The 24,400-nt window shown below is 60.2% G+C and carries 25 protein-coding genes and 1 pseudogene; 3 read left to right on the forward strand and 23 right to left on the reverse strand.

Annotated features, from left to right (window positions below; genetic code table 11):
* Position 1: 1 nt before the first annotated feature.
* The 9 genes from ccmI to ccmA all read right to left on the reverse strand — a co-directional run bounded on the left by ccmI (position 2) and on the right by ccmA (position 6,967).
* Entirely contained in the window at positions 2-1,201 is a 1,200-nt protein-coding gene (gene ccmI, locus IEQ42_RS00480) for a c-type cytochrome biogenesis protein CcmI (protein ID WP_210702225.1), read from the reverse strand.
* Positions 1,194-1,667 carry a cytochrome c-type biogenesis protein gene (locus tag IEQ42_RS00485; protein ID WP_210702226.1) on the reverse strand — a complete coding sequence of 158 codons (474 nt, stop codon included), beginning with the start codon at positions 1,665-1,667 and terminating at the stop codon, positions 1,194-1,196. Before IEQ42_RS00485 ends, ccmI begins: the two co-directional genes overlap by 8 nt.
* Positions 1,664-2,200: a DsbE family thiol:disulfide interchange protein gene (locus IEQ42_RS00490; RefSeq protein ID WP_150594234.1), complete on the reverse strand. Its 537-nt coding sequence runs from the start codon at positions 2,198-2,200 to the stop codon at positions 1,664-1,666. The genes IEQ42_RS00485 and IEQ42_RS00490 overlap by 4 nt, the downstream gene beginning before the upstream one ends.
* A complete protein-coding gene (locus tag IEQ42_RS00495) occupies positions 2,197-4,185 on the reverse strand; it encodes a heme lyase CcmF/NrfE family subunit (RefSeq protein WP_210702227.1) in 1,989 nt (662 codons plus the stop codon). Before IEQ42_RS00495 ends, IEQ42_RS00490 begins: the two co-directional genes overlap by 4 nt.
* Positions 4,186-4,188: 3 nt before the next feature.
* Complete coding sequence (ccmE, locus tag IEQ42_RS00500; RefSeq protein WP_042558260.1) at positions 4,189-4,644, reverse strand: cytochrome c maturation protein CcmE; 456 nt, start codon at positions 4,642-4,644, stop codon at positions 4,189-4,191.
* Positions 4,641-4,817: a heme exporter protein CcmD gene (gene ccmD / locus IEQ42_RS00505; RefSeq protein WP_007959239.1), complete on the reverse strand. Its 177-nt coding sequence runs from the start codon at positions 4,815-4,817 to the stop codon at positions 4,641-4,643. The genes ccmE and ccmD overlap by 4 nt, the downstream gene beginning before the upstream one ends.
* A complete protein-coding gene (locus tag IEQ42_RS00510; RefSeq protein WP_042558258.1) occupies positions 4,814-5,569 on the reverse strand; it encodes a heme ABC transporter permease in 756 nt (251 codons plus the stop codon). The genes ccmD and IEQ42_RS00510 overlap by 4 nt, the downstream gene beginning before the upstream one ends.
* A 97-nt stretch (positions 5,570-5,666) precedes the next feature.
* Complete coding sequence (gene ccmB, locus IEQ42_RS00515; protein ID WP_007919970.1) at positions 5,667-6,335, reverse strand: heme exporter protein CcmB; 669 nt, start codon at positions 6,333-6,335, stop codon at positions 5,667-5,669.
* Entirely contained in the window at positions 6,332-6,967 is a 636-nt protein-coding gene (gene ccmA, locus IEQ42_RS00520) for a cytochrome c biogenesis heme-transporting ATPase CcmA (RefSeq protein WP_210702228.1), read from the reverse strand. Before ccmA ends, ccmB begins: the two co-directional genes overlap by 4 nt.
* 197 nt (positions 6,968-7,164) lie before the next feature.
* Here ccmA and fliK point away from each other — a divergent pair, with 197 nt between their 5' ends.
* The gene (gene fliK / locus IEQ42_RS00525) at positions 7,165-8,739 is read left to right on the forward strand and encodes a flagellar hook-length control protein FliK (RefSeq protein ID WP_210702229.1); all 1,575 of its coding nucleotides are present in this window, start codon (positions 7,165-7,167) and stop codon (positions 8,737-8,739) included.
* Positions 8,736-9,065: an EscU/YscU/HrcU family type III secretion system export apparatus switch protein gene (locus tag IEQ42_RS00530; RefSeq protein ID WP_150594237.1), complete on the forward strand. Its 330-nt coding sequence runs from the start codon at positions 8,736-8,738 to the stop codon at positions 9,063-9,065. Before fliK ends, IEQ42_RS00530 begins: the two co-directional genes overlap by 4 nt.
* Positions 9,066-9,183: 118 nt before the next feature.
* Here IEQ42_RS00530 and IEQ42_RS00535 read toward each other — a convergent pair whose 3' ends face one another.
* The 14 genes from IEQ42_RS00535 to flhA all read right to left on the reverse strand — a co-directional run bounded on the left by IEQ42_RS00535 (position 9,184) and on the right by flhA (position 23,682).
* Positions 9,184-9,579 carry a DUF2802 domain-containing protein gene (locus IEQ42_RS00535; RefSeq protein ID WP_210702230.1) on the reverse strand — a complete coding sequence of 132 codons (396 nt, stop codon included), beginning with the start codon at positions 9,577-9,579 and terminating at the stop codon, positions 9,184-9,186.
* Positions 9,580-10,065: a chemotaxis protein CheW gene (locus IEQ42_RS00540; RefSeq protein WP_042558251.1), complete on the reverse strand. Its 486-nt coding sequence runs from the start codon at positions 10,063-10,065 to the stop codon at positions 9,580-9,582.
* Between the two features lie 86 nt (positions 10,066-10,151).
* A complete protein-coding gene (locus IEQ42_RS00545; protein ID WP_210702231.1) occupies positions 10,152-11,102 on the reverse strand; it encodes a CheW domain-containing protein in 951 nt (316 codons plus the stop codon).
* Positions 11,103-11,219: 117 nt separating this feature from the next.
* Positions 11,220-12,008: a ParA family protein gene (locus IEQ42_RS00550; protein ID WP_042558249.1), complete on the reverse strand. Its 789-nt coding sequence runs from the start codon at positions 12,006-12,008 to the stop codon at positions 11,220-11,222.
* A gap of 43 nt (positions 12,009-12,051) precedes the next feature.
* On the reverse strand, positions 12,052-12,942 hold the full coding sequence (motD, locus tag IEQ42_RS00555) for a flagellar motor protein MotD (RefSeq protein WP_210622246.1): 891 nt from the start codon (positions 12,940-12,942) through the stop codon (positions 12,052-12,054).
* Positions 12,943-12,957: 15 nt separating this feature from the next.
* Entirely contained in the window at positions 12,958-13,698 is a 741-nt protein-coding gene (locus IEQ42_RS00560; RefSeq protein ID WP_042558247.1) for a flagellar motor protein, read from the reverse strand.
* Entirely contained in the window at positions 13,698-14,849 is a 1,152-nt protein-coding gene (locus IEQ42_RS00565) for a protein-glutamate methylesterase/protein-glutamine glutaminase (protein WP_210702232.1), read from the reverse strand. The genes IEQ42_RS00560 and IEQ42_RS00565 overlap by 1 nt, the downstream gene beginning before the upstream one ends.
* Positions 14,850-14,898: 49 nt before the next feature.
* Positions 14,899-17,130: a chemotaxis protein CheA gene (locus IEQ42_RS00570; RefSeq protein WP_210702233.1), complete on the reverse strand. Its 2,232-nt coding sequence runs from the start codon at positions 17,128-17,130 to the stop codon at positions 14,899-14,901.
* A gap of 36 nt (positions 17,131-17,166) precedes the next feature.
* The gene (locus IEQ42_RS00575; RefSeq protein WP_042558244.1) at positions 17,167-17,955 is read right to left on the reverse strand and encodes a protein phosphatase CheZ; all 789 of its coding nucleotides are present in this window, start codon (positions 17,953-17,955) and stop codon (positions 17,167-17,169) included.
* A 22-nt stretch (positions 17,956-17,977) separates the two neighbouring features.
* On the reverse strand, positions 17,978-18,349 hold the full coding sequence (locus IEQ42_RS00580; RefSeq protein ID WP_008072643.1) for a chemotaxis response regulator CheY: 372 nt from the start codon (positions 18,347-18,349) through the stop codon (positions 17,978-17,980).
* Positions 18,350-18,516: 167 nt separating this feature from the next.
* Complete coding sequence (gene fliA / locus IEQ42_RS00585) at positions 18,517-19,257, reverse strand: RNA polymerase sigma factor FliA (protein WP_007920004.1); 741 nt, start codon at positions 19,255-19,257, stop codon at positions 18,517-18,519.
* Positions 19,254-20,084, reverse strand: a complete 831-nt coding sequence (gene fleN, locus IEQ42_RS00590) for a flagellar synthesis regulator FleN (protein ID WP_016771060.1) — start codon at positions 20,082-20,084, stop codon at positions 19,254-19,256. Before fleN ends, fliA begins: the two co-directional genes overlap by 4 nt.
* Before the next feature lie 116 nt (positions 20,085-20,200).
* A complete protein-coding gene (gene flhF, locus IEQ42_RS00595) occupies positions 20,201-21,541 on the reverse strand; it encodes a flagellar biosynthesis GTPase FlhF (protein WP_210702234.1) in 1,341 nt (446 codons plus the stop codon).
* Positions 21,542-21,552: 11 nt separating this feature from the next.
* The gene (flhA, locus tag IEQ42_RS00600; RefSeq protein WP_042558242.1) at positions 21,553-23,682 is read right to left on the reverse strand and encodes a flagellar biosynthesis protein FlhA; all 2,130 of its coding nucleotides are present in this window, start codon (positions 23,680-23,682) and stop codon (positions 21,553-21,555) included.
* 553 nt (positions 23,683-24,235) lie between these two features.
* On the opposite strand from flhA, the pseudogene IEQ42_RS27590 reads away from it, so the two are divergent.
* Positions 24,236-24,397: pseudogene (locus IEQ42_RS27590) on the forward strand (DUF6124 family protein); the annotation flags it as partial.
* Between the last annotated feature and the right edge of the window lie 3 nt (positions 24,398-24,400).

Below are 24,400 nucleotides of genomic sequence, written 5' to 3' on the forward strand. Positions count from 1 at the left end.
GTTATTTATCCGGGCTGTCGATGGTCAGTTTTTGCGGCGCGGTGGTGCTGCTGGGCAAAGGCCCGCTGCGACCGACCCATTCACCAGCAGTCGGTTTGCCTGCACGGGAGACGCGCGCAACCAGTTGGACTTCAGGGAAGTTCGACAGTTTCAACTGCGGCATCATCGCATCGGCATCGCCCAGTTCGACAGTCACTGGCAGATCAGCCACGGTCAGGCGCTTGGCCGCCAATGGCGCCGGCGGGCCGGACGTAGCGCGGGCGAAAATGAACACGCTGTCGCCCGGTTGCACCTTGCCTTTGAGTTCGCTGGCCAGATCGACGCTGACCGTCAACAACGCGGCTTTCGGCGCTGTGGCCTCAGTGACTGCGCCGCCACTGGCCTTGAGACGCTCGGCTGCTCGTTCGATTCCGCCTTGCAGCGCGGCCCGGGATTTGTCGTCCGGCGGCAGTTGCGCCAGCAAGCGGTTCCAGTAATCGATGGCTTGCTGATAACGCTCGCCTTCAAACGCGGCGATGCCGAGCAGGCCGAGGCTGGTCACTTCTTTCGGATCAGCCTTCAGTGCTTCGTCGGTCAGGGCCTGAATCTTGTCCGACCACTTTTTACCGTCGGCAAAATACTGTGCCTGCGCCCACTGACCAAGCAACTCCGGTTGGCGACCGGCGAGGCTGGCAGCGCGCTCGAACATCTTCGCCGCGTCCGCGGGACGCTCCTGAGCCATGTAGGTACGGCCGAGGAAATACAGGCCTTCAGCGGAATCCGGTTGCGCCGCAACGGCGCGCTCCAGACGCTGGGTCATCTCTTCCATCGACTGCGGCGCCTGGGCAAATTCGCGGGTCAGTTCAACCTTGTCGGCTGCGCCAAAGTGCAAGTACAGCGCCAGGCCCAATACCGGCACCAACACGGCAGCCAGCAGCGGCAACGGCTTGCCCAGTCGGGACACCCGTGGCGCAACGACACCTTCGGTATCGGCGAGCAGTTCACGCGCTGCTTCAGCGCGGCCGCTGTCCATTTGCACGGCATCGAGTACGCCTTCGGCCTGTTGCGTTTGCAACTCGGCGACGCGCTCCTGATAGAGCGCGACGTTCAGGGCAGTTCGGTCCTCTTCACGCTGGGCGCGACGTTCACGCAATACCGGGATCAGCAGAAAACTCAGGGCGACCAGTAGCAACAGCCCTGCGGCGAGCCAGAAATCAATCATTCTTGGTTTTTTCCAACAGTTGGTCGAGGCGCTGACGTTCTTCGGCAGACAGCGATTGCGGTGTCTCGGCGCGTTGTCCGCGACGGCGGCGGACGATCACGGCGATCACCACAAAACCACCGAGCAGCAGACCGGCCGGGCCAAACCACAGCAGCGCGGTCTTGGCGTTCAGCGCGGGTTTGTAGCGGACGAAATCACCGTAGCGATCGACCATGAAGTCGATGATCTGCTGATTGTCCTTGCCCTCGCCCAGCATGCGGAAAATCTCTTTGCGCAAGTCGGCGGCAATCGGTGCATTGGAGTCGGCGATGTCTTGATTCTGGCACTTGGGGCAGCGCAGTTCCTTGGTCAGTTCGCGGAAACGCTCGCGATCACCTTCTTTGGCGAACTCGTAAGTGTCGATGGCCGCGTGAGCCACGCCGACCAGACTCAAACCCAGCACCATGGCAGCTAAAAAGCGCTTCATGGCTTGGCCTCATCGACCAGCGCCTGGTACTTGGCCGCGAGTTTTTCGCGCCAGACCTGCTCGTCGATCACACCGACGTACTTGTCGCGGATGATGCCCTTGGCGTCGATGAAAAAGGTTTCCGGCGCGCCATAAACACCGAGGTTCAAGCCCAGCGAGCCTTCGTCGTCACGGATGTCGAGCTGATAAGGATTGTGGAACTCGGCCAGCCACTTCAAGGCATCGGCGTTGGTGTCCTTGTAGTTGATGCCGTAGATCACCACCCCGCGCTCGGCGAGCTTGTTCAGCACCGGATGCTCGACCCGGCAGGAAATGCACCAGGTGCCCCAGACGTTGACCAGTGCCGGTTTGCCGAGAATATCGGCTTTGGTCAGGGTTTTATCACCCTGCACGTTTGGCAGGGAAAACTCCGGAAATGGCTTGTTGATCATGGCCGACGGCAGTTCCGCCGGATCAAGGTACAGGCCGCGATAAAGGAATACCGCCACCAGCAGAAAAATCGCCAGGGGCACCAGCATCAACCAACGTCTCATGCAGCCGCTCCTTCCATGCCCAGCGCTTCACGCACACGGGCTTTAACCTTGACTCGGTAGCGTCGATCCATCGCCGCCAGCAACCCGCCGAGACCTGTCAGCAAGCCGCCGAACCAGATCCAGCGCACGAACGGTTTGACGTGTACGCGCACCGCCCAGGCGCCGTTTTCCAGCGGCTCACCCAATGCGACGTAGAGGTCACGGGTGAAACCGGCGTCGATTCCGGCTTCGGTCATCACCGAATTCTGCACCGTATATAGACGCTTCTCAGGGTGCAGCACGCTGATTTCCTTGCCGTCACGGATCACCCGGATTGTGCCTTTGTCGGACGTGAAGTTCGGCCCTTCGAAGTGCTTGGCGCCTTCGAACACAAACTGATATCCGCCCAGATCCATCGACTCGCCCGGCGCCAGACGCAGGTCGCGTTCGGCACTGTTCTGACTCGACAACACCACGCCCAACGCGCAAACGGCGATACCGAGGTGAGCGATCTGCATGCCCCAATAGCTGCGAGTCAGCGTTGGCAGGCCTTTGATCAGGCCTTTGTGGCGCGTCTTGTCGAAGATGTCGCGCACACCGGCCAGCAATACCCACGCGGCGAGCAGGAAGGTGGCGATCACCGCCCAATTGAAATCGCCGTAAGCAATACCGGCGATCACGGCCAGAGCAACGCTGCCGAGCAGGACCGGAGCCAGCATGTTCAACAGCCATTTCACCGGAGTGTCTTTCCAGCGCACGAGCATCCCCACCGCCATCACCATCATCAACAGCGCCATCAACGGAATGAACAAGGCATTGAAGTACGGCGGGCCGACCGACAGTTTGGCGCCGCTCAAGGCATCGAGAATCAGCGGATACAAGGTACCAAGCAGGATCATTGACGCCGCCACGACCAATACCAGGTTGTTGCCCAGCAGCAGTGTTTCACGTGACCACAGATTGAACCCGACCTGGCTTTTTACAACCGGTGCGCGCAACGCAAACAGGGTCAGCGAACCACCGACGACAAACAGCAGGAAGATCAGGATGAACACGCCGCGCTCCGGGTCGGACGCAAATGCATGCACCGAAGTCAGCACACCGGAACGTACCAGGAACGTACCGAGCAGGCTCAGCGAGAAAGCGGCAATCGCCAGCAACACCGTCCAGCTTTTAAACACGCCACGTTTCTCGGTAACCGCCAGCGAGTGAATCAGCGCGGTGCCGACCAGCCATGGCATGAACGAGGCGTTTTCCACCGGGTCCCAGAACCACCACCCGCCCCAGCCGAGTTCGTAGTAAGCCCACCACGATCCGAGGGTGATACCGATACCGAGAAAGGCCCAGGCAACGATGGTCCAGGGACGCGACCAGCGCGCCCACGCCGCATCAAGACGCCCGCCCATCAATGCTGCGATGGCGAACGCGAATGCCACCGAAAACCCGACGTAACCCATGTACAACATCGGCGGATGAACAATCAGGCCGATGTCTTGCAACAAGGGATTCAGGTCGGCGCCATCGCTGGGCATTTGCGGCAGGATGCGTTGAAACGGGTTGGAGGTGAGGATCAGGAACAGCAGAAAACCGATGCTGATCATGCCCATCACCGCCAGCACACGGGCGAGCATCACTTGCGGCAACTGGCGCGAGAACACCGACACGGCGAACGTCCAGCCGCCGAGGATCATTGCCCACAGCAGCAACGAGCCTTCGTGGGCACCCCACACCGCGCTGAATTTGTAATACCACGGCAACGCGCTGTTGGAGTTATTGGCCACATAAGCCACGGAGAAGTCATCGACCATGAACGCGTAGGTCAGGCAGCCGAAGGCGAACAGCAGAAACGCGAACTGCCCCCACGCGGCCGGCTGGGCCAGACTCATCCAGAAGCGGTCACCGCGCCAGGCGCCGACCAATGGCACCACGGCCTGCACCAGCGCAAAACACAGCGCCAGAATCATCGCCAGATGGCCGAGCTCGGGAATAAAGATTGCGGAAGTCATCAATCAACTCTCCTTCGCTGGGGTCGGGGCGGATTGACCGCTGTCTTTCAAGGCTTTGGTCACTTCCGGCGGCATGTACTTCTCGTCATGCTTGGCCAGCACTTCATCAGCGACGACGACACCGTCGGCGTTGATCTTGCCCAAGGCGACAATGCCCTGCCCTTCGCGAAACAGGTCTGGAAGGATGCCGCGATAGGTGATGGTCACGGACTTCTTGAAATCGGTGACGACGAATCTGACGTCCAGCGAGTCCGGGGAGCGTTGCAGGGAACCGGCCTCCACCATGCCGCCGGCGCGAATGCGCGTACCCTGCGGTGCTTCGCCATTGGCGATCTGGGTTGGCGTGTAAAACAGGTTGATGTTTTCCTGCAGCGCGCTCAAGGCCAGGCCGACAGCAGCGCCGACCCCGACCAGAATTGCCAGAATGATGATCAGACGCTTTTTACGCAGCGGATTCACTTGCCGTTCTCCCGGCGCAGACGACGCGCCTCTTGTTGCAGATAGCGCTTGCGGGCGGCAATTGGCGCCGCGACGTTGAGGACCAGTACCGCCAGACAGATGCCGTAGGCCGACCAGACATAAAGGCCATGATGGCCCATGGCGAGGAAGTCGCCGAATGAAGCAAAACTCATCGCGCGCCCTCCAGACTGTTCTGCACTTCTTCTTTCACCCAACTGGCGCGGGCTTCGCGCTTGAGCACTTCGAGGCGCATGCGCAGCAACAACACGGCGCCGAAGAAGCAGTAGAAACCCAACACCGTCAGCAGCAGCGGCAGCCACATTTCGACGGGCATTGCCGGCTTTTCAGTGAGGGTGAAAGTCGCGCCTTGGTGCAGGGTGTTCCACCACTCCACCGAGTATTTGATGATCGGGATGTTGATCACGCCGACGATGGCCAACACTGCGCAGGCCTTGGCGGCGCTGTCGCGGTTGCTGATCGCGTTGCCCAGCGCGATCAGGCCGAAGTACAGGAACAGCAGAATCAGCATCGAAGTCAGGCGTGCATCCCAGACCCACCAAGAGCCCCACGTCGGTTTGCCCCAGATCGCCCCGGTGACCAGCGCCACGGCGGTCATCCACGCGCCGATCGGTGCGGCGCATTGCAGGGCGACGTCGGCCAGTTTCATCTTCCACACCAGACCGACCACACCGCACACCGCCAGCATCACGTAGATCGACTGAGCGAGCATCGCGGCGGGCACGTGAATGTAGATGATGCGAAAGCTGTTGCCTTGCTGATAATCCGGCGGCGCGAAGGCCAGGCCCCAGACAACGCCGACACCAATCAGCAGCAACGCTGCAATGCTCAACCACGGCAAAAACTTGCTGCTGATGCCGTAGAACCACTTGGGCGAGCCGAGCTTGTGAAACCAGGTCCAGTTCATACTGTATCCATCACGGGTGCCGCTCATCGGTGTGAGCTGGCATTTGGGTCATGCCTTTCCTGAAAAAAAGCGGTTAATTTTTAACCAGACCTCATTATTATTCGCCGACGCTGATCTTCAGGCCAGCCGCTATTGCAAAGGGTGTCAGGGTTATCGCCAGGGCGGTCAGGCTCCCAAGCCACAGCAGATAACCGGTCGCCGGCATGCCTTGCAAGGCTGCCTGCAAGGCGCCACTGCCGAGGATCAACACCGGGATGTACAACGGCAAAATCAGCAGCGCCAACAACAGGCCGCCACGCTTCAAACCCACAGTCAGCGCCGCGCCCACCGCGCCGAGCAAGCTCAGCACCGGGGTACCCAGTAGCAACGACAGCAGCAATACCGGCAGGCAGGCAGCAGGCAAACCGAGCATCAACGCCAGCAAGGGTGAGAGCAAAACCAGCGCCAGCCCGGAAAAGAGCCAGTGTGCCAGCACCTTGGCCAAAACCAGAAGTGGCAGCGGGTGCGACGAAAGGACCCACTGCTCCAGAGAGCCGTCTTCGAAATCACTGCGGAAAAGCCCGTCCAGCGAGAGCAGCACGGATAAAAGCGCCGCCACCCAGACTAACCCCGGGGACAGGTTTTGCAACACTTGAGTTTCCGGGCCGACGGCCAGCGGGAACAAAGCGATGACGATGGCAAAGAAAATCAGTGGATTGGCCAGCTCCGCCGGGCGGCGAAACAGCAATCGGGACTCACGGGCAACCAGCAGGCCGAACACACTCATACTGCCCAGCTCCCCAAATCGATGTCGCGATAACCCGAAGGCATCCGTGTCAGGGTGTGGTGCGTGGTCAATACGACGAGACCGCCGCGCTCACAGTGTCCGGCCAGATGTTCTTCGAGTTGTGCCACGCCCTGCTTGTCGAGGGCGGTAAACGGCTCATCGAGAATCCACAGCGGCGGGCTATCGAGGTACAGACGCGCCAGCGCCACCCGGCGTTGTTGACCGGCAGAAAGACTGTGACAGGGAACATCTTCGAATCCGCGCAATCCTACCGCTGCCAGTGCTTGCCAGATCGCATCGCGTTCGGCGGGCTGATGCAGGGCGCAGAGCCACGACAGGTTTTCTTCCGGAGTCAGCAAGTCCTTGATCCCGGCGGCATGGCCGATCCACAACAGATTGCGCGCCAGTTCACTGCGTTGCTCGGTCAATGGCTGACCATTGAGCAGGACCTGACCTTCGGTCGGCTGCATCAGACCGGCCAGCAAACGCAGCAAACTGGTTTTACCGCTGCCGTTGGGGCCGCTGATCTGCACCATATCGCCGCTGACGAGTCGCAATTCGAGATTTTCGAAGAGCAGCCTCAGATCACGTTCACACGCGAGGGCAACGGTTTGCAGGACAGGACTGGTCAAGGGATCACGGGCCTTATACGGTTCAAGTCGGCTCTGGCGCGGCCGTTAAAGAGATGCAGCATAAATGCAATGACGGCTCGATCTAGAGAGCTGCGTCAAACAATTGCTATGTTTTTTGAACGAAGCGCAAGACGGGCGGCATTATACATGTCGTGCCTTACTCTCAAGAGTGCAATTTCCTCAGGTTGTGTCCGCGTATGACAGGCGAAATGAACATCCTCCCGCTCCCAACGACCACCCCGGCGACCGTTCGCCCGCAGGTCGGTGAGTTGCTCAAGCTGCTGACACCGGTCGAAGGCTTGATCGGGACCGGCCAGAGCGCCAAGGCAGAGGTGTTGTCGCTCAAGCAGGCGGATCAGACGTTTGAACTGCTGCTCAAGGTAACGCTGGACGGCGGTCGCCAGACCACCGTGCAAGCGACCAGCAATCTACCGCTGGCGCAAGGCACCAGTCTGGCGATCACTCAGCCGTCTGCGGGTAACCTGGCGATTACCGTGCAACAGGCCATTGCCAGCAGCGTTGCCGCCCTCACCCGCATCGACACGGCGCAATTGCCAGTGGGCACCCTGCTGCAAGGCAAAGTGCTGACCTCGCAGGTGCTCCCGCAAACGCCGGGGCAAGCGACGGTGTTTCGTTCGATGGTCAGCCTGCTCAATACCGCCTTGAGCGGCAGCACATTGACCGTCGACAGCCCGCAGCCACTGCGCATCGGCACCCTGCTCTCGGCGTTGGTCGAAGATTCACAAACGTTGAAATTCCTGCCGCTGAGCAGTCGTCAGGAGCAATTGGCCGTGAGCCAGCAACTGGTCGGTCAGCAAGGTCGTCAGGCTTCATTGACCGGTTTGCTGAACGCGCTGCAAAACCTGCCAGCCAACACCGATCAAACGTCCACGGATTTACGCGCGGCGGTAGATCGCCTGCTCGCCAGCCTGCCGAACGTGCAACAACTGAGCACCGCCAAAGGCGTCGCACAGGCCTTGGCCAACAGCGGCATGTTTCTCGAAGCCAAACTGCTGACTGGACAAACCCCGACGCTGGCGCCGGACATGAAAGCCGATCTGCTCAAACTGGTCGCGCAACTGACACCGGGCCTGCCGAGCAGCACCAGTTTCAACGCCATCATCGCCGCCAACACCCTCGCGCAGGCGATGCCGAGTTTCGTACGCAACGCCCTCGGCATGCTCGGACAGGTCAGCGCCAAACCGCTGCCCAGCAGCTTCCCGCTGCCCGACCGTTTGCTGCAAAGCCAGGACGGCGAAGGTGATCTGGAGCACTTGCTGCGCCTCGCGGCTGCTGCCATCTCGCGCTTGCAAAGCCATCAATTGTCGAGCCTGGAACAGACGGGCGTCACCGATGACGGGCGGCTGCTCAGCACCTGGCAGCTGGAAATTCCCATGCGCAACCTGCAAGACATCGTGCCGTTGCAGGTCAAGTTCCAGCGCGAAGACGCGCCGGAGAAAGAACCGCAACCAAACGAGCGCCGCGACGAACGCGAGCCGAAACAGCAACTGTGGCGCGTCGATCTGGCGTTCGACATGGAGCCGCTCGGGCCGATGCAGATTCAGGCGCAACTGATCGCCGGCAGCCTGTCGGGCCAGTTGTGGGCCGAACGGCCTTACACCGCCGATCTGATCGAAAACAACCTGTTCGCGCTGCGCCAGCGCCTGCTGGATCGTGGGCTCAACGTTGGTGATATCGACTGCCACCACGGCACCCCGCCACAAGGCAATCAAACCCGTCTCGACCACCGCTGGGTTGATGAAACCGCATGAATGACGCCACCGCTCCACGCCAGGCCATCGCCCTCAAGTACGACGGCAACCACGCCCCGACGCTCACCGCCAAAGGTGATGACGAACTGGCCGAAGAAATCCTGCGGATCGCCCGCGACTGTGAAGTGCCGATCTATGAGAACGCCGAACTGGTGCGACTGTTGGCGCGAATGGAATTGGGCGACAGCATTCCCGAAGAGCTGTACCGCACCATCGCCGAGATCATCGCGTTTGCGTGGAATCTGAAGGGGAAATTCCCCGAGGGACACGACCCGGATGCGCCGATGGTCGAGAAGGACGTCACCCTGCGCGGCGATGATTATTAAGCCTTAAAAGCAAAAGATCGCAGCCTTCGGCAGCGCCTACAGGGTTATCTACCCACCTGTAGGAGCTGCCGAAGACTGCGATCTTTTGATTTTTCTTGCAGCTTTCTGCTTGAAGCTTCTAGCTGCTCTTATGCAACTTACGCATCAACTCCGCCTCAGCCTGGGTCAAGCCACAGGATTGAGTCAGCTCATCAACGCTCGCGCCCATCCCCACCAGTTTCGCCGCTTGGGCGAACGACAGGCTGGATGGATCACGCTGTTCCAGCTGAACGATTTTGTCCGGCAACGGACCGACTACCGCACGCAGTTCGTGCAGGGCTTCGCCCATGCGCACATTGCCGTTCTGATAATCGTCAACGCGCTTGGCCAGTTCCTTGATGCGCTGATCACGCAGCGCATCGTCCTCGGCCTGTTGCGCAGCGATCACCCGCTGCGCCTTGATGTACGCCAGAAACATTGCCAGCGTGCCTGCCCAAAAGAGGAACAGGACAATGACCGCAACTTCGAGAATCAATCAGATGTTCTCCAGGTCCGACCACTCTTCTTCGCTCATCATCTTGTCCAGCTCGACCAGGATCAGCAACTCGTTGTTCTTGTTGCACACGCCCTGGATGAACTTGGCCGACTCTTCGTTACCGACGTTTGGCGCGGTTTCGATTTCCGACTGACGCAGGTAAACCACTTCGGCCACGCTGTCGACCATGATGCCGACGACTTGCTTGTCGGCTTCGATGATGACGATACGGGTGTTGTCGCTGATCTCGCCGGTGCTCAGGCCGAAGCGCTGACGGGTGTCGATCACGGTGACCACGTTACCGCGCAGGTTGATGATGCCCAGCACGTAGCTTGGCGCACCCGGCACCGGAGCGATCTCGGTGTAGCGCAGCACTTCCTGAACGCGCATCACGTTGATGCCGTAGGTTTCGTTGTCCAGCTTGAAGGTCACCCATTGCAGGATCGGATCTTCAGAACCCTTTGCCGCCGTCGCCTTGTCGTTCATACCCTAGCCCCTCGAAGTACCGCCCCTGGCGGTGTATGTTCTGTGCCCCGCCATGCGTATGCCGGTGCTTGTCTGTTATGTAAGTGTTAAGTCGGTTTGTGGTTCGGCTTACTGCCGGGCATGTGCTTTGCCCCGCCGCTGGCGATCAGCTCCGCAAGAGCTGCGACATCGAGCAAGGCGCACATGTGTTCAATCACGGTGCCGGCAAGCCATGGCCGCTGACCCCGATGACTTCTCCATTTGATTTCATTCGGATCAAGACGCAACGAACGACTGACCTGATGCACCGCCAGGCCCCACTCGTAACCTTGTACCGAAATCACGTACTGCAAGCCCTGACGGAAATCATCGCGATAGCGATCCGGCATGACCCAACGCGCGGTGTCCAGAACTTTCAGGTTGCCGGCCTGGCTCGGCAGAATCCCGAGGAACCATTCCGGCTGACCGAACAGCGGCGTCAGCTCGTGACCGGCCAGCGAGTAGATCGAGCCCAGGCACACCAGCGGCACCGCCAGGGTCAACCCGGCGACATCGAACAGCAGGCATTCGAAGGCTTCGGAGGCCCAGGCCGGACGGCCGTCGGTGTCGACCGGCGGCGGTGTGTTGCTTGGCGGCAGATGCACTTCCACCAGCGGCGTGACGAGCGCTTGAACAACCGGTTCGGCCGCTGGCGCTTCTGGCTCTGGCTCTGGCTCGACGGGTTCAGGCACGGCTTGCAGCAACTGCGTTTGCATAAGCGGCGCAAGGGTCGATACCACGCGCACAGGTTCAGCCGTTTCGAGCAACACCACGGGCGCCCTGGCCGCTTGGGCGGGCGCAGCGACCGGCGCAACAGCTCTGGCCGCTTTCTCGGCATCGCGCGCCTGCTCTTCAAGCACCGCCGCCTGGAACTCATCCAGCGCTTCGGCGCTTTCAATCACCTCAGGCTGGGAAGCGACCTGCACCGGCAATTCGTCCGGGATCTCCTCCAACAAGCTGTCCAGATAGGACTGCAACGCCATCTGCGGCTTGGAGGTCAACTTCACCGGCCGATTCATACACAACCCCCTGTAGGAGCTGCGAAACGCTGCGATCTTTTGATCTTTTCAGAAGCGCCACAAAGCCAGATCAAAAGATCGCAGCCTGCGGCAGCTCCTACACAGGGCAAAATCATCTCAAGCCACCTGCGCAACAAGTTGTTGCGCCAACAGATGCTTGAGCAGCGCGCGGTAAGCCAGCACACCACGACTCTTGCCGTCGAATTGCGAAGGCGTGACACCCGCGCGGCTGGCGTCGCGCAGACGCGTATCGACCGGGATGTAGCCCTGCCAGATATCGTCGGGAAATTTGTCGCGCAGCACGCGCAAGGTGCTCATCGACGCCTGAGTACGGCGGTCGAACAACGTCGGCACGATGCTGAACGGCAGCGCCTGTTTGCGTGAGCGGTTGATCATCGCCAACGTGTTGACCATGCGCTCCAGGCCTTTGACGGCCAGGTGCTCGGTCTGTACCGGGATCACCAGTTGCTGGCTCGCCGCGAGGGCGTTGACCATCAGCACGCCGAGCAACGGCGGGCTGTCGATGACCGCGTAATCAAAGTCCTGCCACAACTGCGCCAGACTCTTGGCGATCACCAGCCCCAGGCCACTTTGCCCAGGCGACTGGCGCTCGAGCGTTGCCAGCGCGGTGCTCGATGGCAGCAGGGAAATGCGTTCGTCACTGGTCGACAGCAGCAACTGCCCGGGCAAGCCTTGCGGCACGCTGCCCTTGTGCAGGAACAGGTCGTAGTTGCTGTGTTCCAGGCTGTCGGGATCGTAACCGAAATAGCTGGTCATCGAGCCGTGCGGGTCGAGATCGACCACGACCACGCGCTTGCCCGCCTCGGCCAGCAATCCGGCTAAAGCGATGGAAGAGGTGGTTTTACCGACCCCACCCTTTTGATTGGCGACTGCCCAGACTCTCATTCAGTTCTTTCCTCCCGACCGAGATGCTCGGCCGAGACATGGCTCAGCGTATTAATGCGGGTGACGGAGAATTGACGGCACTCTCGCGTCCCGGCGTCTTGACCGGGGTCGGTGCAGTTTGTGTGCCAGCGCGCTTCAGTGCGGCGTCCGGTTGCGCATGAGCGGTCCCGGTACCCGTCAGGCTGCGGCGCACATCCAGATTGCGCGACACCACCAGCACCACGCGACGGTTTTTCGCCCGGCCTTCGGCGGTGGCGTTATTCGCTACTGGCTGGAATTCACCGTAGCCCACAGAAGCCAGCCGACCAGGATTGACGCCCTGCATCGCCAGCATGCGCACGATGCTCGCCGAGCGCGCCGAGGACAGCTCCCAGTTGGTCGGGTACTGCGCGGTGCGGATCGGCTGGTCGTCGGTAAAACCTTCGACGTGGATCGGGTTGTCGAACGGTTTGAGGATCGCTGCAACCTTGTCGATGATGTTGAAGGCGATGTCGCTCGGCATGGCGTCGCCGCTGCCGAACAACAGGCTGGAGTTGAGTTCGATCTCGACCCACAACTCATTGCCGCGCACAGTCATCTGGTTGGAGCTGATCAGGTCACCGAATGCGGCGCTGATGTCGTCGGCAATGCTTTTCAGCGGATCGCTGGCGCCGGCGATACCGGCGTCAACCTGCTCGGCGTCCTTGACCAGCGGTTTGGCCGGGGTCACGGTCTTCGGTCTCTCGTCGCCAATCTGGATCGGCTTGAGCGCGCGGTCGGAGTCGGTGAAGACCCCGACCAGCGCTTCGGAAATCTCCTTGTACTTGCCTTCGTTGATCGACGAAATCGAGTACATCACCACGAAGAAAGCGAACAGCAGCGTAATGAAGTCGGCGTAGGACACGAGCCAGCGCTCGTGATTAACGTGTTCTTCCTGATGCCTGCGACGAGCCATAGTCCATTACCCCCATCAATCCATGAAGCCCTGAAGCTTCAGCTCGATAGAGCGCGGGTTTTCACCTTCGGCGATCGACAAGATCCCTTCCAACAACATTTCGCGATAACGCGACTGCCGCAACGCGATGGACTTCAGTTTGGCCGCTACCGGCAACAGGATCAGGTTGGCACTGGCCACACCATAGATCGTCGCAACGAACGCCACGGCGATGCCGCTGCCCAGTTGCGTCGGGTCGGCGAGGTTGCCCATCACGTGGATCAGGCCCATCACCGCGCCGATGATGCCGATGGTTGGCGCGTAGCCACCCATGCTTTCAAAGACTTTGGAGGCTTCGATATCGCGCGCTTCCTGGGTGTAAAAATCCACCTCGAGGATGCTGCGGATCGCTTCCGGCTCGGCGCCATCGACCAGCAGTTGCAGGCCTTTGCGCGAGTAGTTGTCAGGTTCGGCGTCAGCCACCCCTTCCAGCCCGAGCAAGCCCTCCTTGCGCGCAGTGAGGCTCCAATTGACCACGCGGTCGATGCCGCCAGCCAGGTCCACGCGTGGCGGAAAGAAGATCCACGCGAGGATCTGCATCGCGCGCTTGAACGCGCTCATCGGCGATTGCAACAGCGCGGCACCGATGGTGCCGCCTATTACGATCAGTGCCGCCGGGCCGTTGGCCAGCGCACCGAGGTGACCACCTTCCAGGTAGTTGCCGCCGATGATGGCGACGAACGCCATGATGATCCCGATAAGGCTTAGAACATCCATCAGATACACGCCTCGACGATGTGCTTGCCGATGTCGTCCAGACCGTACACCGCGTCAGCGAGGTCGGCTTTGACGATGGCCATCGGCATGCCGTAGATCACGCAGCTTGCCTCATCCTGCGCCCACACCGAACTGCCGCCCTGCTTGAGCAGACGCGCGCCTTCACGGCCGTCAGCGCCCATGCCGGTCAGCACGACCGCCAGAACTTTGTCGCCGTACGACTTGGCTGCAGAACCGAAGGTGATGTCCACGCACGGCTTGTAGTTCAGACGCTCGTCGCCCGGCAGGATTTTCACCGCCCCACGGCCGTCGATCATCATTTGCTTGCCACCCGGTGCCAGCAGCGCCAGACCCGGACGCAGGATGTCACCATCCTCGGCCTCTTTGACGCTGATGCGGCAGAGCTTGTCCAGACGCTCGGCAAAGGCTTTGGTGAACGCCGCCGGCATGTGCTGGATCAGCACGATCGGCGCCGGGAAATTCGCCGGCAACTGCGTCAGCACGCGTTGCAGCGCAACCGGGCCACCTGTCGATGTACCGATAGCGACGAGTTTGTAGGCCTTGCGTTTCGGTGCCGGCGACGAAGCACTTGCAGCCGGCGCGCGGGTCGGCGCCGGAGCAGGTGCCGGACGTACCGGTGCGCTGCTGGTGTGGCTGCTTTGGCCACTGAAACTCGATGCAGCCGGGGCCGGCGTCGGCGCAGGGGCTGGAGCAGCAACAGGCGCAGGCGCGCTGTAGGCACTGAAACGACGATTACTGCGCGAGATGCTATGCACCTTTTCGCACAGCAGTTGCTTGACCTTCTCGGGATTACGCGAGATGTCTTCGAAATTCTTCGGCAGGAAATCCACCGCGCCGGCGTCCAGCGCATCCAGGGTTACCCGGGCGCCTTCGTGCGTCAGCGAGGAAAACATCAACACCGGGGTCGGGCAGCGCTGCATGATGTGCCGCACTGCCGTGATGCCGTCCATCATTGGCATCTCGTAGTCCATGGTGATCACGTCAGGCTTGAGCGCCATGGCCTGATCGATCGCCTCTTTACCGTTGGTTGCCGTACCGACAACCTGGATGCTCGGATCCGCTGAAAGAATTTCCGAGACGCGGCGGCGGAAAAAACCCGAATCGTCCACCACCAGGACTTTGACTGCCATAAACACTCCATTAGGTGCAGCGGAGCGTCATCGCCCCGCCGCCCCGGATTCAAATACGCCGTGCGGCGTAACGCTTGAGCATGCTCGGAACATCAAGGATCAGCGCGATACGGCCGTCACCAGTGATGGTGGCGCCGGACATGCCCGGAGTGCCCTGAAGCATTTTGCCCAATGGCTTGATGACCACTTCTTCCTGGCCGACCAGTTGATCGACGACGAAGCCGATCCGCTGGGTGCCCACCGAAAGGATCACCACATGGCCTTCGCGCTGCTCTTCGTGAGCGGCGGAGCTGACCAGCCAGCGCTTGAGGTAGAACAATGGCAAGGCCTTGTCCCGCACGATCACCACTTCCTGACCGTCGACGACGTTGGTGGTCGACAGATCGAGGTGGAAGATTTCGTTGACGTTGACCAGCGGGAACGCGAACGCCTGATTGCCCAACATGACCATCAGGGTCGGCATGATCGCCAGGGTCAACGGCACCTTGATGACGATTTTCGAGCCCTGGCCCTTGGTCGAGTAAATGTTGATCGAACCGTTGAGCTGGGAAATCTTGGTCTTCACCACGTCCATGCCGACACCGCGGCCAGACACGTCGGAGATCTCGGTCTTGGTCGAGAACCCAGGGGCAAAGATCAGGTTGTAGCACTCGGTATCGCTCAGGCGATCGGCTGCATCCTTGTCCATCACACCGCGTTTTACCGCGATGGCGCGCAGGACGTTCGGGTCCATGCCTTTGCCGTCATCGGAAATCGACAGCAGGATGTGATCGCCTTCCTGCTCGGCGGCCAGCACCACTTTGCCGCCACGGGCCTTGCCCGAAGCTTCGCGTTCTTCCGGCGACTCGATGCCGTGGTCGACCGCGTTGCGCACCAAGTGGACCAGCGGATCGGCCAGGGCCTCGACAAGGTTTTTGTCGAGGTCGGTTTCTTCGCCGACCAGTTCCAGGTTGATTTCTTTCTTGAGCTGACGGGCCAGATCGCGAACCAGACGCGGGAAGCGCCCGAAGACCTTCTTGATCGGTTGCATCCGCGTTTTCATCACCGCGGTCTGCAAGTCAGCCGTGACCACGTCGAGGTTCGACACAGCCTTTTGCATGGCTTCGTCGCCGCTGTTCAGGCCCAGGCGCACCAGACGGTTACGCACCAGCACCAGCTCGCCGACCATGTTCATGATTTCGTCCAGACGCGCGGTGTCGACCCGCACGGTGGTTTCGGCTTCGCTGGCCGGTTTTTCCGGCGGTGGCGCAGCTGGCGCACGGGCCGGAGCCGGTGCAGCAGCGGCCGCAGGTTTTGGCGATTCGGCTTTCGGCGCAGGCGTTGCGGCCGGGGCCTTGGCGGCAGGTTTTGCGACGGCGGCAGTGCTACCGGCAGACGCGGTCCCTACTTCAGTGAACTTGCCTTTGCCGTGCAATTCGTCGAGCAGCGATTCGAATTCGTGATCGCTGATCAGATCGCTGCCGGCCGCAGCCGCCGCCGGAGCAGCAGGCGCAGGCACCGCGGCAATCGCCGATTCCAGCGCATCAACGGCAAAGTTGCCCTTGCCGTGCAACTGATCGAGCAGCGCTTCGAATTCGTCGTCGGTGATGTCCGAGCTGTCGCCCTTGGCCGGTGCCGCAGGGGCCGCCGCCGCTGGGGCCACAGCATCAACCGCGAACTGGCCTTTGCCGTGCAGTTGATCGAGCAACGACTCGAACTCGGCATCGGTGATTTCATCGCTGGCTGCTTCAGTTGCAGCAGGCGCAGCGGCAGCCGCCGGAGCTTCGGCCTGAGCCTTGACGGCGTTCAGCGAGTCCAGCAACTGTTCAAATTCGTTATCGGTGATGTCGCCCGAATCGCTTTCGGCAACCGGTGCCTCGACGACTTCTTCAACCGCTACGGCATCAGCCGATTGCGGTTCGGCCAGACGCGCCAGGGCGGCCAGCAGTTCAGGCGTAGCCGCCGTAATCGGGCTGCGCTCGCGCACTTCGGTGAACATGCCGTTCACCGCATCCAGTGCTTCGAGCACAACGTCCATCAGTTCTGAATCAACGCGACGCTCACCCTTTCGCAGGATGTCGAACACGTTTTCGGCGATGTGACAGCACTCAACCAGCTCATTGAGCTGAAGGAAGCCGGCGCCCCCTTTTACAGTGTGGAAACCGCGAAAAATTGCGTTGAGCAGATCAGCATCATCCGGCCGGCTTTCCAGCTCGACCAATTGTTCTGACAGCTGCTCAAGAATCTCGCCGGCCTCAACCAGGAAATCCTGAAGGATCTCTTCATCGGCGCCGAAGCTCATTAAGGGGGTGCTCCTACAGGTCTAAAAACCTAAAACTCAAAATCCAAGGCTGGATAGCAAATCGTCCACATCGTCCTGACCGGACACAACGTCTTCTCGTTTATCGGCATGAATCTGCGGACCTTCACCCTGCGAGAGATGTTTTTGTGGATCTTTTTCAGCGAGCATCGCCGCACGGTCATGTTCGATGCCCGCAAAGCGGTCCACCTGACTGGCCATGAGCACGAGTTTGAGCAAATTGCTTTCGACTTCGGTGACCAGTTGGGTCACACGCTTGATCACCTGACCGGTGAGATCCTGGTAATCCTGAGCCAGCAGGATGTCGTTCAGATTGCTCGACACCGCACGGTTGCCCGTGCTGCTGCGTGACAGAAAACCGTCGACCCGGCGCGCCAGTTCGCGGAACTCTTCGGCCCCGACCTCACGACGCATGAAGCGACCCCAATCGGTACTCAAGGCCTGGGCTTCATCAGCCAGACCATTGACCACCGGCGTGGCGCTTTCCACCAGATCCATGGTGCGGTTGGCCGCGGCTTCCGTCAGCTTGACCACATAGCCCAGGCGTTCGGTGGCGTCGGTAATTTGCGACACTTCCTCGGCCTGCGGCATGTTCGGATCAATCTGGAAATTGACGATCGCACTGTGCAGTTCACGTGTGAGCTTGCCAACTTCCTGGTACAGGCCACGGTCACGGGTCTGATTGAGCTCATGGATCAATTGCACAGCGTCGCCGAACCTGCCCTTTTCAAGGCTTTCGACCAGTTCGACCGCATGTTTTTTCAGGGTCGATTCAAAATCGCCCTGTGAAGATTCTTTGTGGTCCATAGCTCCCCCGTGGCGCAGTTTCTCAACCGATGCGTTCGAAAATCTTCTCGATTTTGTCTTTCAACGCCTGGGCCGTGAAGGGTTTCACCACATAGCCGTTTACACCGGCCTGGGCTGCTTCAATGATCTGCTCGCGCTTGGCTTCAGCGGTCACCATCAGCACTGGCAGGTGCTTGAGTTTTTCATCGGCGCGCACGTGACGCAGCAGGTCGATACCGGTCATGCCCGGCATGTTCCAGTCCGTTACCAGAAAGTCGATGCTGCCGCTGTTGAGAACCGGAATGGCGGTAATGCCATCGTCAGCCTCGACGGTGTTGGTGAACCCCAGATCGCGCAGCAGGTTCTTGATGATCCGCCGCATCGTTGAGAAGTCATCAACGATGAGGATTTTCATGTTCTTGTCCAATTCGACCTCCAAGCAGTCTTAAACGCGCCCAGCACCTGGACGCGCCATTTCATTCAATCCGGCGTAACACTCAAAGACTGTCTGGAGCACAACAGAGCAAGACCGGTGCCGTTCATCACCGCACCAGCCTCGTTCGCAGTGTCCCCACACTGCCTTCAGCGCGCTCGCCACTCCCCCAAACGCCCCCGCAAACGGGCCGCGCACTGGCTGTGTAACTGGCTGACCCGCGATTCACTGACGCCAAGGACTTCACCGATCTCCTTGAGGTTCAGCTCTTCGTCGTAGTACAGCGCCAACACCAGTCGCTCACGCTCCGGCAAATTGGCAATCGCGTCCGCCAGCGCTGCCTGGAAGCGTTCATCTTCCAGATCGCGTGACGGCTCAAGATGAGCACTCGCGCCATCCTCGTGCAGCCCTTCGTGTTCGCCGTCCTGCAACAGGTCGTCGAAACTGAACAAGCGGCTGCCCAGGGTGTCATTCAAAATCCCGTAATAATCGTCGAGACTCAATTGGAGTTCGGCCGCAACTTCGTGATCTTTAGCATCACGGCCGGTTTTAGCTTCAATCGAGCGAATTGCGTCGCTGACCATACGGGTATTGCGGTGAACCGAGCGTGGTGCCCAGTCCCCTTTGCGCACTTCGTCGAGCATCGCGCCGCGGATTCGAATGCCCGCGTACGTTTCGAAACTGGCGCCTTTGCTGGCGTCATATTTGGTCGAGACTTCAAGCAGGCCGATCATCCCGGCCTGGATCAGATCCTCGACCTGCACACTCGCCGGCAACCGTGCCAGCAAGTGGTAGGCAATGCGTTTGACCAGTGGCGCATAACGCTCGATCAACTCGTACTGCGCATCACGTGCCGACTTTTTGTAGTAGTTCATACCGCTTGCGGTCATATGACAGGCCCTGCCGTTTGCTGCACGAGGCGCTCGACGAAGAATTCAAGGTGGCCGCGCGGGTTGGCAGGCAGCGGCCAGGTATCGACCTTCTGTGCAATGGCCTTGAACGCCAGTGCGCACTTGGAACGCGGGAAGGCTTCATAGACCGCACGTTGTTTCTGCACGGCCTTGCGCACGCTTTCGTCGTAAGGCACGGCGCCGACGTATTGTAGGGCCACGTCAAGAAAGCGATCCGTGACCTTGGTCAACTTGGCGAACAGGTTGCGCCCTTCCTGCGGGCTCTGCGCCATGTTGGCCAGGACGCGGAAGCGGTTCATGCCGTAATCGCGGTTGAGCAACTTGATCAGCGCGTAAGCGTCGGTAATCGAAGTCGGCTCGTCGCAGACCACCAGCAACACTTCTTGCGCGGCGCGTACGAAACTGACTACGGAGTCACCAATGCCCGCAGCGGTGTCGATCACCAGTACGTCGAGATTGTCGCCGATGTCGCTGAACGCCTGAATCAGACCGGCATGCTGAGCCGGGCTCAGATGCACCATGCTCTGAGTGCCCGATGCAGCCGGCACGATGCGAATTCCGCCCGGGCCTTGCAACAGCACGTCGCGCAATTCGCAGCGGCCTTCGATTACGTCGGCCAAGGTGCGTTTGGGCGTCAAACCCAGTAGAACGTCGACGTTCGCCAGCCCCAGATCGGCGTCCAGCAGCATGACCCGACGGCCAAGCTCTGCCAGCGCCAGAGACAAGTTCACTGACACGTTAGTCTTGCCGACGCCACCTTTGCCGCCAGTCACCGCGATAACCTGTACGGGATGCATGCTGCCCATGTTATTTCTTTACCTTGTCTTGCATAGACGGAGGCCACATTACTGGCTGCGCGTTCACAAACGGAACAATGCATGGCAGACCATCGATGTAGGTACAAAAATTGTTCATGATTACCTCAGCCTACCTGCTTGGTCGGGCTGTGATAGATATCAGCGAACATGTCAGCCATGGCTTCTTCGCTGGGTTCTTCCTGCATTTGCACGCTGACGGCGCGGCTGACCAGTTGATGACGGCGCGGCAGATGCAAATCATCCGGAATCCGTGGGCCATCGGTCAGATACGCGACCGGCAATTCATGACTGATCGCCAGGCTCAACACTTCGCCAAGGCTGGCCGTTTCATCCAGTTTAGTCAGGATGCACCCGGCGAGCCCGCAACGCTTGTAACTGTGATAAGCGGCGGTTAGAACCTGTTTCTGGCTGGTGGTTGCCAGCACGAGATAATTTTTTGAACGGATGCCACGTCCGGCCAGACTTTCGAGCTGCATACGCAGTGCCGGATCGCTGGCCTGCAGGCCGGCGGTATCGATCAGCACCACGCGTTTGCGCAGCAGCGGGTCCAGAGCCTGCACCAGCGACTGACCCGGATCGACGTGCGTTACCGGAACGTTGAGAATCCGGCCCAGGGTCTTCAGTTGTTCCTGAGCGCCGATGCGGAAGCTGTCCATGCTCACCAGCGCGACATTCTGCGCGCCGTACTTGAGCACGTAGCGGGCAGCAAGCTTGGCCAGCGTAGTGGTCTTGCCCATGCCGGCAGGGCCGACCATGGCAATCACACCGCCCTCTTCCAGCGGCTCGACTTCCGGTACGGCAATCATCCGCGCCAGGTGCGCCAGCAGCATGCGCCAGGCCTGACGAGGTTCTTCGATATCCGTGATCATCGCCAGCAGGTCGCGCGACAACGGGCCGGACAGGCCGATCCGTTGCAGACGGCGATACAGGTTGGCTTGCGCCGGGCGGCTGCCTTGCAGCTGATTCCAGGCGAGAGTGCCGAGCTGAACTTCCATCAGCTCGCGCAGGCTGTTCAATTCAAAACGCATCGAATCCAGTGCACGCGGATCAATCCCGCCTGACGATTGCGCAGGTGCCGGGGCCGGACGCGCCGGGGCCGAGTAAGTCGGCTCGCTCAACGGTTCGGCAGCAGTCAGCGGCAGACCGGCCGTCATTGGCAAACCGGCGAACAACTGGCGATTGGTGTCGCCGTCGGCTTCGCCCCGCAGGCTCAATTCGGCCTGGGCGGTGACGATGCGCGACTGGGTCTTGCGCAGCTCGTCTTCGAGTTCCATGTTCGGAACCCGTGGCGCGAGCGCCGACAACTTGTAATCCAGCGCCGCCGTCAGTTCGACGCCGCCGGCAATGCGGCGGTTGCCAATGATGGCGGCATCAGCGCCCAGCTCATCACGAACCAGCTTCATGGCCTGACGCATATCGGCGGCGAAAAAACGCTTAACTTGCATAAACCACTACCTCAGCCGTTGGGCCCTACTGTCGCAACGATCGTCACTTGCTTGTTGTCCGGTATTTCCTGGTAGGCCAGCACGTGCAATCCAGGGACTGCCAGGCGGCCAAAGCGCGAGAGCATCGCGCGGATCGGGCCGGCTACCAACAGGATGACCGGCTGACCTTGCATTTCCTGCCGCTGCGCCGCTTCGATCAGTGAACGCTGCAGCTTCTCGGCCATGCTTGGCTCCAGCAGAACGCCCTCTTCCGAGCCTTGTCCTGCCTTCTGCAGACTATTGAGCAATATCTGTTCCAACCTTGGCTCCAGAGTGATAACAGGTAGCTCAGACTCCGTGCCTACAATGCTTTGGACGATTGCGCGAGATACGCCGACCCGCACAGCAGCCACCAACGCGGCGGTATCTTGACTCTTCGCGGCGTTGTTGGCGATGGCTTCGGCAATGCTGCGGATATCCCGTACCGGCACATGCTCGGCCAGCAGCGCTTGCAGCACCTTGAGCAACTGCGACAACGAAACCACGCCCGGCACCAGCTCTTCCGCCAGTTTTGGCGAGCTTTTGGCCAGCAATTGCATGAGTTGCTGCACTTCCTCGTGGCCGATCAGCTCGCTGGAGTGCTTGTACAGAATCTGGTTCAAGTGCGTCGCGACCACGGTGCTCGCATCCACAACGGTATAACCCAGCGATTGTGCCTGCGCGCGCTGGCTGATTTCGATCCACACCGCTTCCAGACCGAAAGCCGGATCTTTGGCGTTGATACCGTTGAGCGCGCCGTAGACCTGACCGGGGTTGATCGCCAGTTCGCGATCCGGGTAAATCTCGGCCTCGGCCAGGATCACCCCCATCAAGGTCAGGCGGTACGCGCTCGGGGCCAGATCGAGGTTGTCACGAATGTGCACAGTGGGCATCAGGAAGCCCAGATCCTGCGACAGCTTCTTGCGCACGCCCTTGATCCGCGCCAGCAATTGCCCGCCCTGATTGCGATCCACCAGCGGGATCAGGCGATAGCCGACTTCCAGGCCGATCATGTCGATCGGGGTCACGTCGTCCCAGCCAAGCTCTTTGGTTTCCATGGCGCGGGCCGGCGATGGCAGCAATTCCTGCTGACGCTTGACCTCTTCCAGCGCGACGACTTTGGCCACGTTCTGTTTTTTCCAGAACAGGTATGCGGCGCCGCCAGCCAGTGCGGCCATGCTCAGGAACGAGAAGTGCGGCATGCCCGGCACTAGGCCCATGACCGCCATCAGACCGGCAGCCACTGCCAGCGCTTTCGGCGAGGCGAACATTTGGCGGTTGATCTGCTTGCCCATGTCTTCCGAACCGGAAGCACGGGTCACCATGATCGCCGCTGCTGTTGATAACAACAGTGATGGCAATTGCGCCACCAAACCGTCACCGATGGTCAGCAAGGCGTAAACCCGGCCAGCGTCACCGAAGCTCATGTTGTGCTGGAAGATACCGACGGCCATACCGCCGATGAGGTTGATGAACAGAATCAGCAGGCCGGCGATGGCGTCACCACGGACGAATTTGCTCGCACCGTCCATGGAACCGTAGAACTCGGCCTCTTGGGCGACTTCCTGACGGCGCGACTTTGCCTGGTTCTGGTCGATCAGACCGGCGTTGAGGTCGGCGTCGATTGCCATTTGTTTGCCAGGCATCGCATCGAGGGTGAAACGTGCGCTCACCTCGGAAATCCGCCCGGCACCCTTGGTCACCACGACAAAGTTGATGATCATCAAAATCGCGAAAACCACGATACCGACCACGTAGTTACCGCCGATCACCACCTCACCGAAGGCCTGGATCACCTTACCGGCGGCGGCGTGGCCGTCCTGACCGTGGAGCATCACCACCCGCGTCGATGCCACGTTCAACGCCAGCCGCATCAGCGTCGCGACCAGAAGGATGGTCGGAAACACCGCAAAATCCAGTGGCCGCAGGGCGTAAACGCACACCAGCAGCACGACGATGGACAAGGCAATGTTGAAGGTAAAAAACACGTCCAGCAGGAACGGCGGAATCGGCAACATCATCATTGCCAACATGACCAGCAGCAACAACGGCACGCCCAGATTGCCACGACTGAGATCGGCAACGTTTGAACGAGCACTGTTGAGTAACTGAGAGCGATCCACCGGTTTTCCCCGTTCCTTTAAAGCAAACTTTTGACGCCCAGAGCGGGCTCATGGCGGGTACTGCAAGAAGCTTTCCAACTTTTGCCGGAGATTGAAACAGATGGGTTGATCGAGGCTTTTCTGCTGGCCGGGAGGGCTTTTTCGCGAGCAGGCTCGCTCCCACAGGGAACCGCATTCCAAATGTCAGAGTGAGATGCATTCCAAACTGTGGGAGCGAGCCTGCTCGCGAAGGGGCCATAAAATCCGGCGCGATTCTTTGATTTAAGCGAAGGTGTTTATCAGACACTTGCAGACACGGGTTCCAGGCTACGAATCCTTGCGCCTTTGCCTACAGCTACACCAGAATCCGCCGGCTTGTGCGCCTTGGGGGTGGACCCTATTGTTGAGCCGTCGCTGATTTCTCAGTGATCGGGTTTAGCAGCCCGGGTTATCTCTAGACGCACAAATTCCGTTGCCGTTATGGCGGCTTTGCGTGGGGCACTTCGGTGCGCCGGGTTCTAAAGTCCTGGTCTGCTAACCCGCGTATAGCCGCCACCCCTTTCGTTAGCCGCGAGATGCCTGCGTAACACTCGCCTCGGCCAAAACCATCGCCCAAGACTTCGCCCGCCTCTTGCCAGCATCGCAGCGCAGGACGCTGTTGGGGATCGCGCAACTGATCACGCTCGGCGAACTGGCGGTGAATCGGGTAATGGATAATCTGGAGTTGCCGCAGTAGCAA

It is taken from the genome of Pseudomonas iridis (genome assembly GCF_017980685.1).
Taxonomy (GTDB): Bacteria; Pseudomonadota; Gammaproteobacteria; order Pseudomonadales; family Pseudomonadaceae; genus Aquipseudomonas; species Aquipseudomonas iridis.

What these genes read in the sequence shown, in the direction of transcription:
- ccmI (WP_210702225.1), bottom strand. Translation starts at nt 1,201, where the DNA reads ATGATTGATTTCTGGCTCGCCGCAGGGCTGTTGCTACTGGTCGCCCTG.
- IEQ42_RS00485 (WP_210702226.1), bottom strand. Translation starts at nt 1,667, where the DNA reads ATGAAGCGCTTTTTAGCTGCCATGGTGCTGGGTTTGAGTCTGGTCGGC.
- IEQ42_RS00490 (WP_150594234.1), bottom strand. Translation starts at nt 2,200, where the DNA reads ATGAGACGTTGGTTGATGCTGGTGCCCCTGGCGATTTTTCTGCTGGTG.
- IEQ42_RS00495 (WP_210702227.1), bottom strand. Translation starts at nt 4,185, where the DNA reads ATGACTTCCGCAATCTTTATTCCCGAGCTCGGCCATCTGGCGATGATT.
- ccmD (WP_007959239.1), bottom strand. Translation starts at nt 4,817, where the DNA reads ATGAGTTTTGCTTCATTCGGCGACTTCCTCGCCATGGGCCATCATGGC.
- IEQ42_RS00510 (WP_042558258.1), bottom strand. Translation starts at nt 5,569, where the DNA reads ATGAACTGGACCTGGTTTCACAAGCTCGGCTCGCCCAAGTGGTTCTAC.
- ccmB (WP_007919970.1), bottom strand. Translation starts at nt 6,335, where the DNA reads ATGAGTGTGTTCGGCCTGCTGGTTGCCCGTGAGTCCCGATTGCTGTTT.
- fliK (WP_210702229.1), top strand. Translation starts at nt 7,165, where the DNA reads ATGACAGGCGAAATGAACATCCTCCCGCTCCCAACGACCACCCCGGCG.
- IEQ42_RS00530 (WP_150594237.1), top strand. Translation starts at nt 8,736, where the DNA reads ATGAATGACGCCACCGCTCCACGCCAGGCCATCGCCCTCAAGTACGAC.
- IEQ42_RS00540 (WP_042558251.1), bottom strand. Translation starts at nt 10,065, where the DNA reads ATGAACGACAAGGCGACGGCGGCAAAGGGTTCTGAAGATCCGATCCTG.
- IEQ42_RS00545 (WP_210702231.1), bottom strand. Translation starts at nt 11,102, where the DNA reads ATGAATCGGCCGGTGAAGTTGACCTCCAAGCCGCAGATGGCGTTGCAG.
- IEQ42_RS00550 (WP_042558249.1), bottom strand. Translation starts at nt 12,008, where the DNA reads ATGAGAGTCTGGGCAGTCGCCAATCAAAAGGGTGGGGTCGGTAAAACC.
- motD (WP_210622246.1), bottom strand. Translation starts at nt 12,942, where the DNA reads ATGGCTCGTCGCAGGCATCAGGAAGAACACGTTAATCACGAGCGCTGG.
- IEQ42_RS00560 (WP_042558247.1), bottom strand. Translation starts at nt 13,698, where the DNA reads ATGGATGTTCTAAGCCTTATCGGGATCATCATGGCGTTCGTCGCCATC.
- IEQ42_RS00565 (WP_210702232.1), bottom strand. Translation starts at nt 14,849, where the DNA reads ATGGCAGTCAAAGTCCTGGTGGTGGACGATTCGGGTTTTTTCCGCCGC.
- IEQ42_RS00570 (WP_210702233.1), bottom strand. Translation starts at nt 17,130, where the DNA reads ATGAGCTTCGGCGCCGATGAAGAGATCCTTCAGGATTTCCTGGTTGAG.
- IEQ42_RS00575 (WP_042558244.1), bottom strand. Translation starts at nt 17,955, where the DNA reads ATGGACCACAAAGAATCTTCACAGGGCGATTTTGAATCGACCCTGAAA.
- IEQ42_RS00580 (WP_008072643.1), bottom strand. Translation starts at nt 18,349, where the DNA reads ATGAAAATCCTCATCGTTGATGACTTCTCAACGATGCGGCGGATCATC.
- fliA (WP_007920004.1), bottom strand. Translation starts at nt 19,257, where the DNA reads ATGACCGCAAGCGGTATGAACTACTACAAAAAGTCGGCACGTGATGCG.
- fleN (WP_016771060.1), bottom strand. Translation starts at nt 20,084, where the DNA reads ATGGGCAGCATGCATCCCGTACAGGTTATCGCGGTGACTGGCGGCAAA.
- flhF (WP_210702234.1), bottom strand. Translation starts at nt 21,541, where the DNA reads ATGCAAGTTAAGCGTTTTTTCGCCGCCGATATGCGTCAGGCCATGAAG.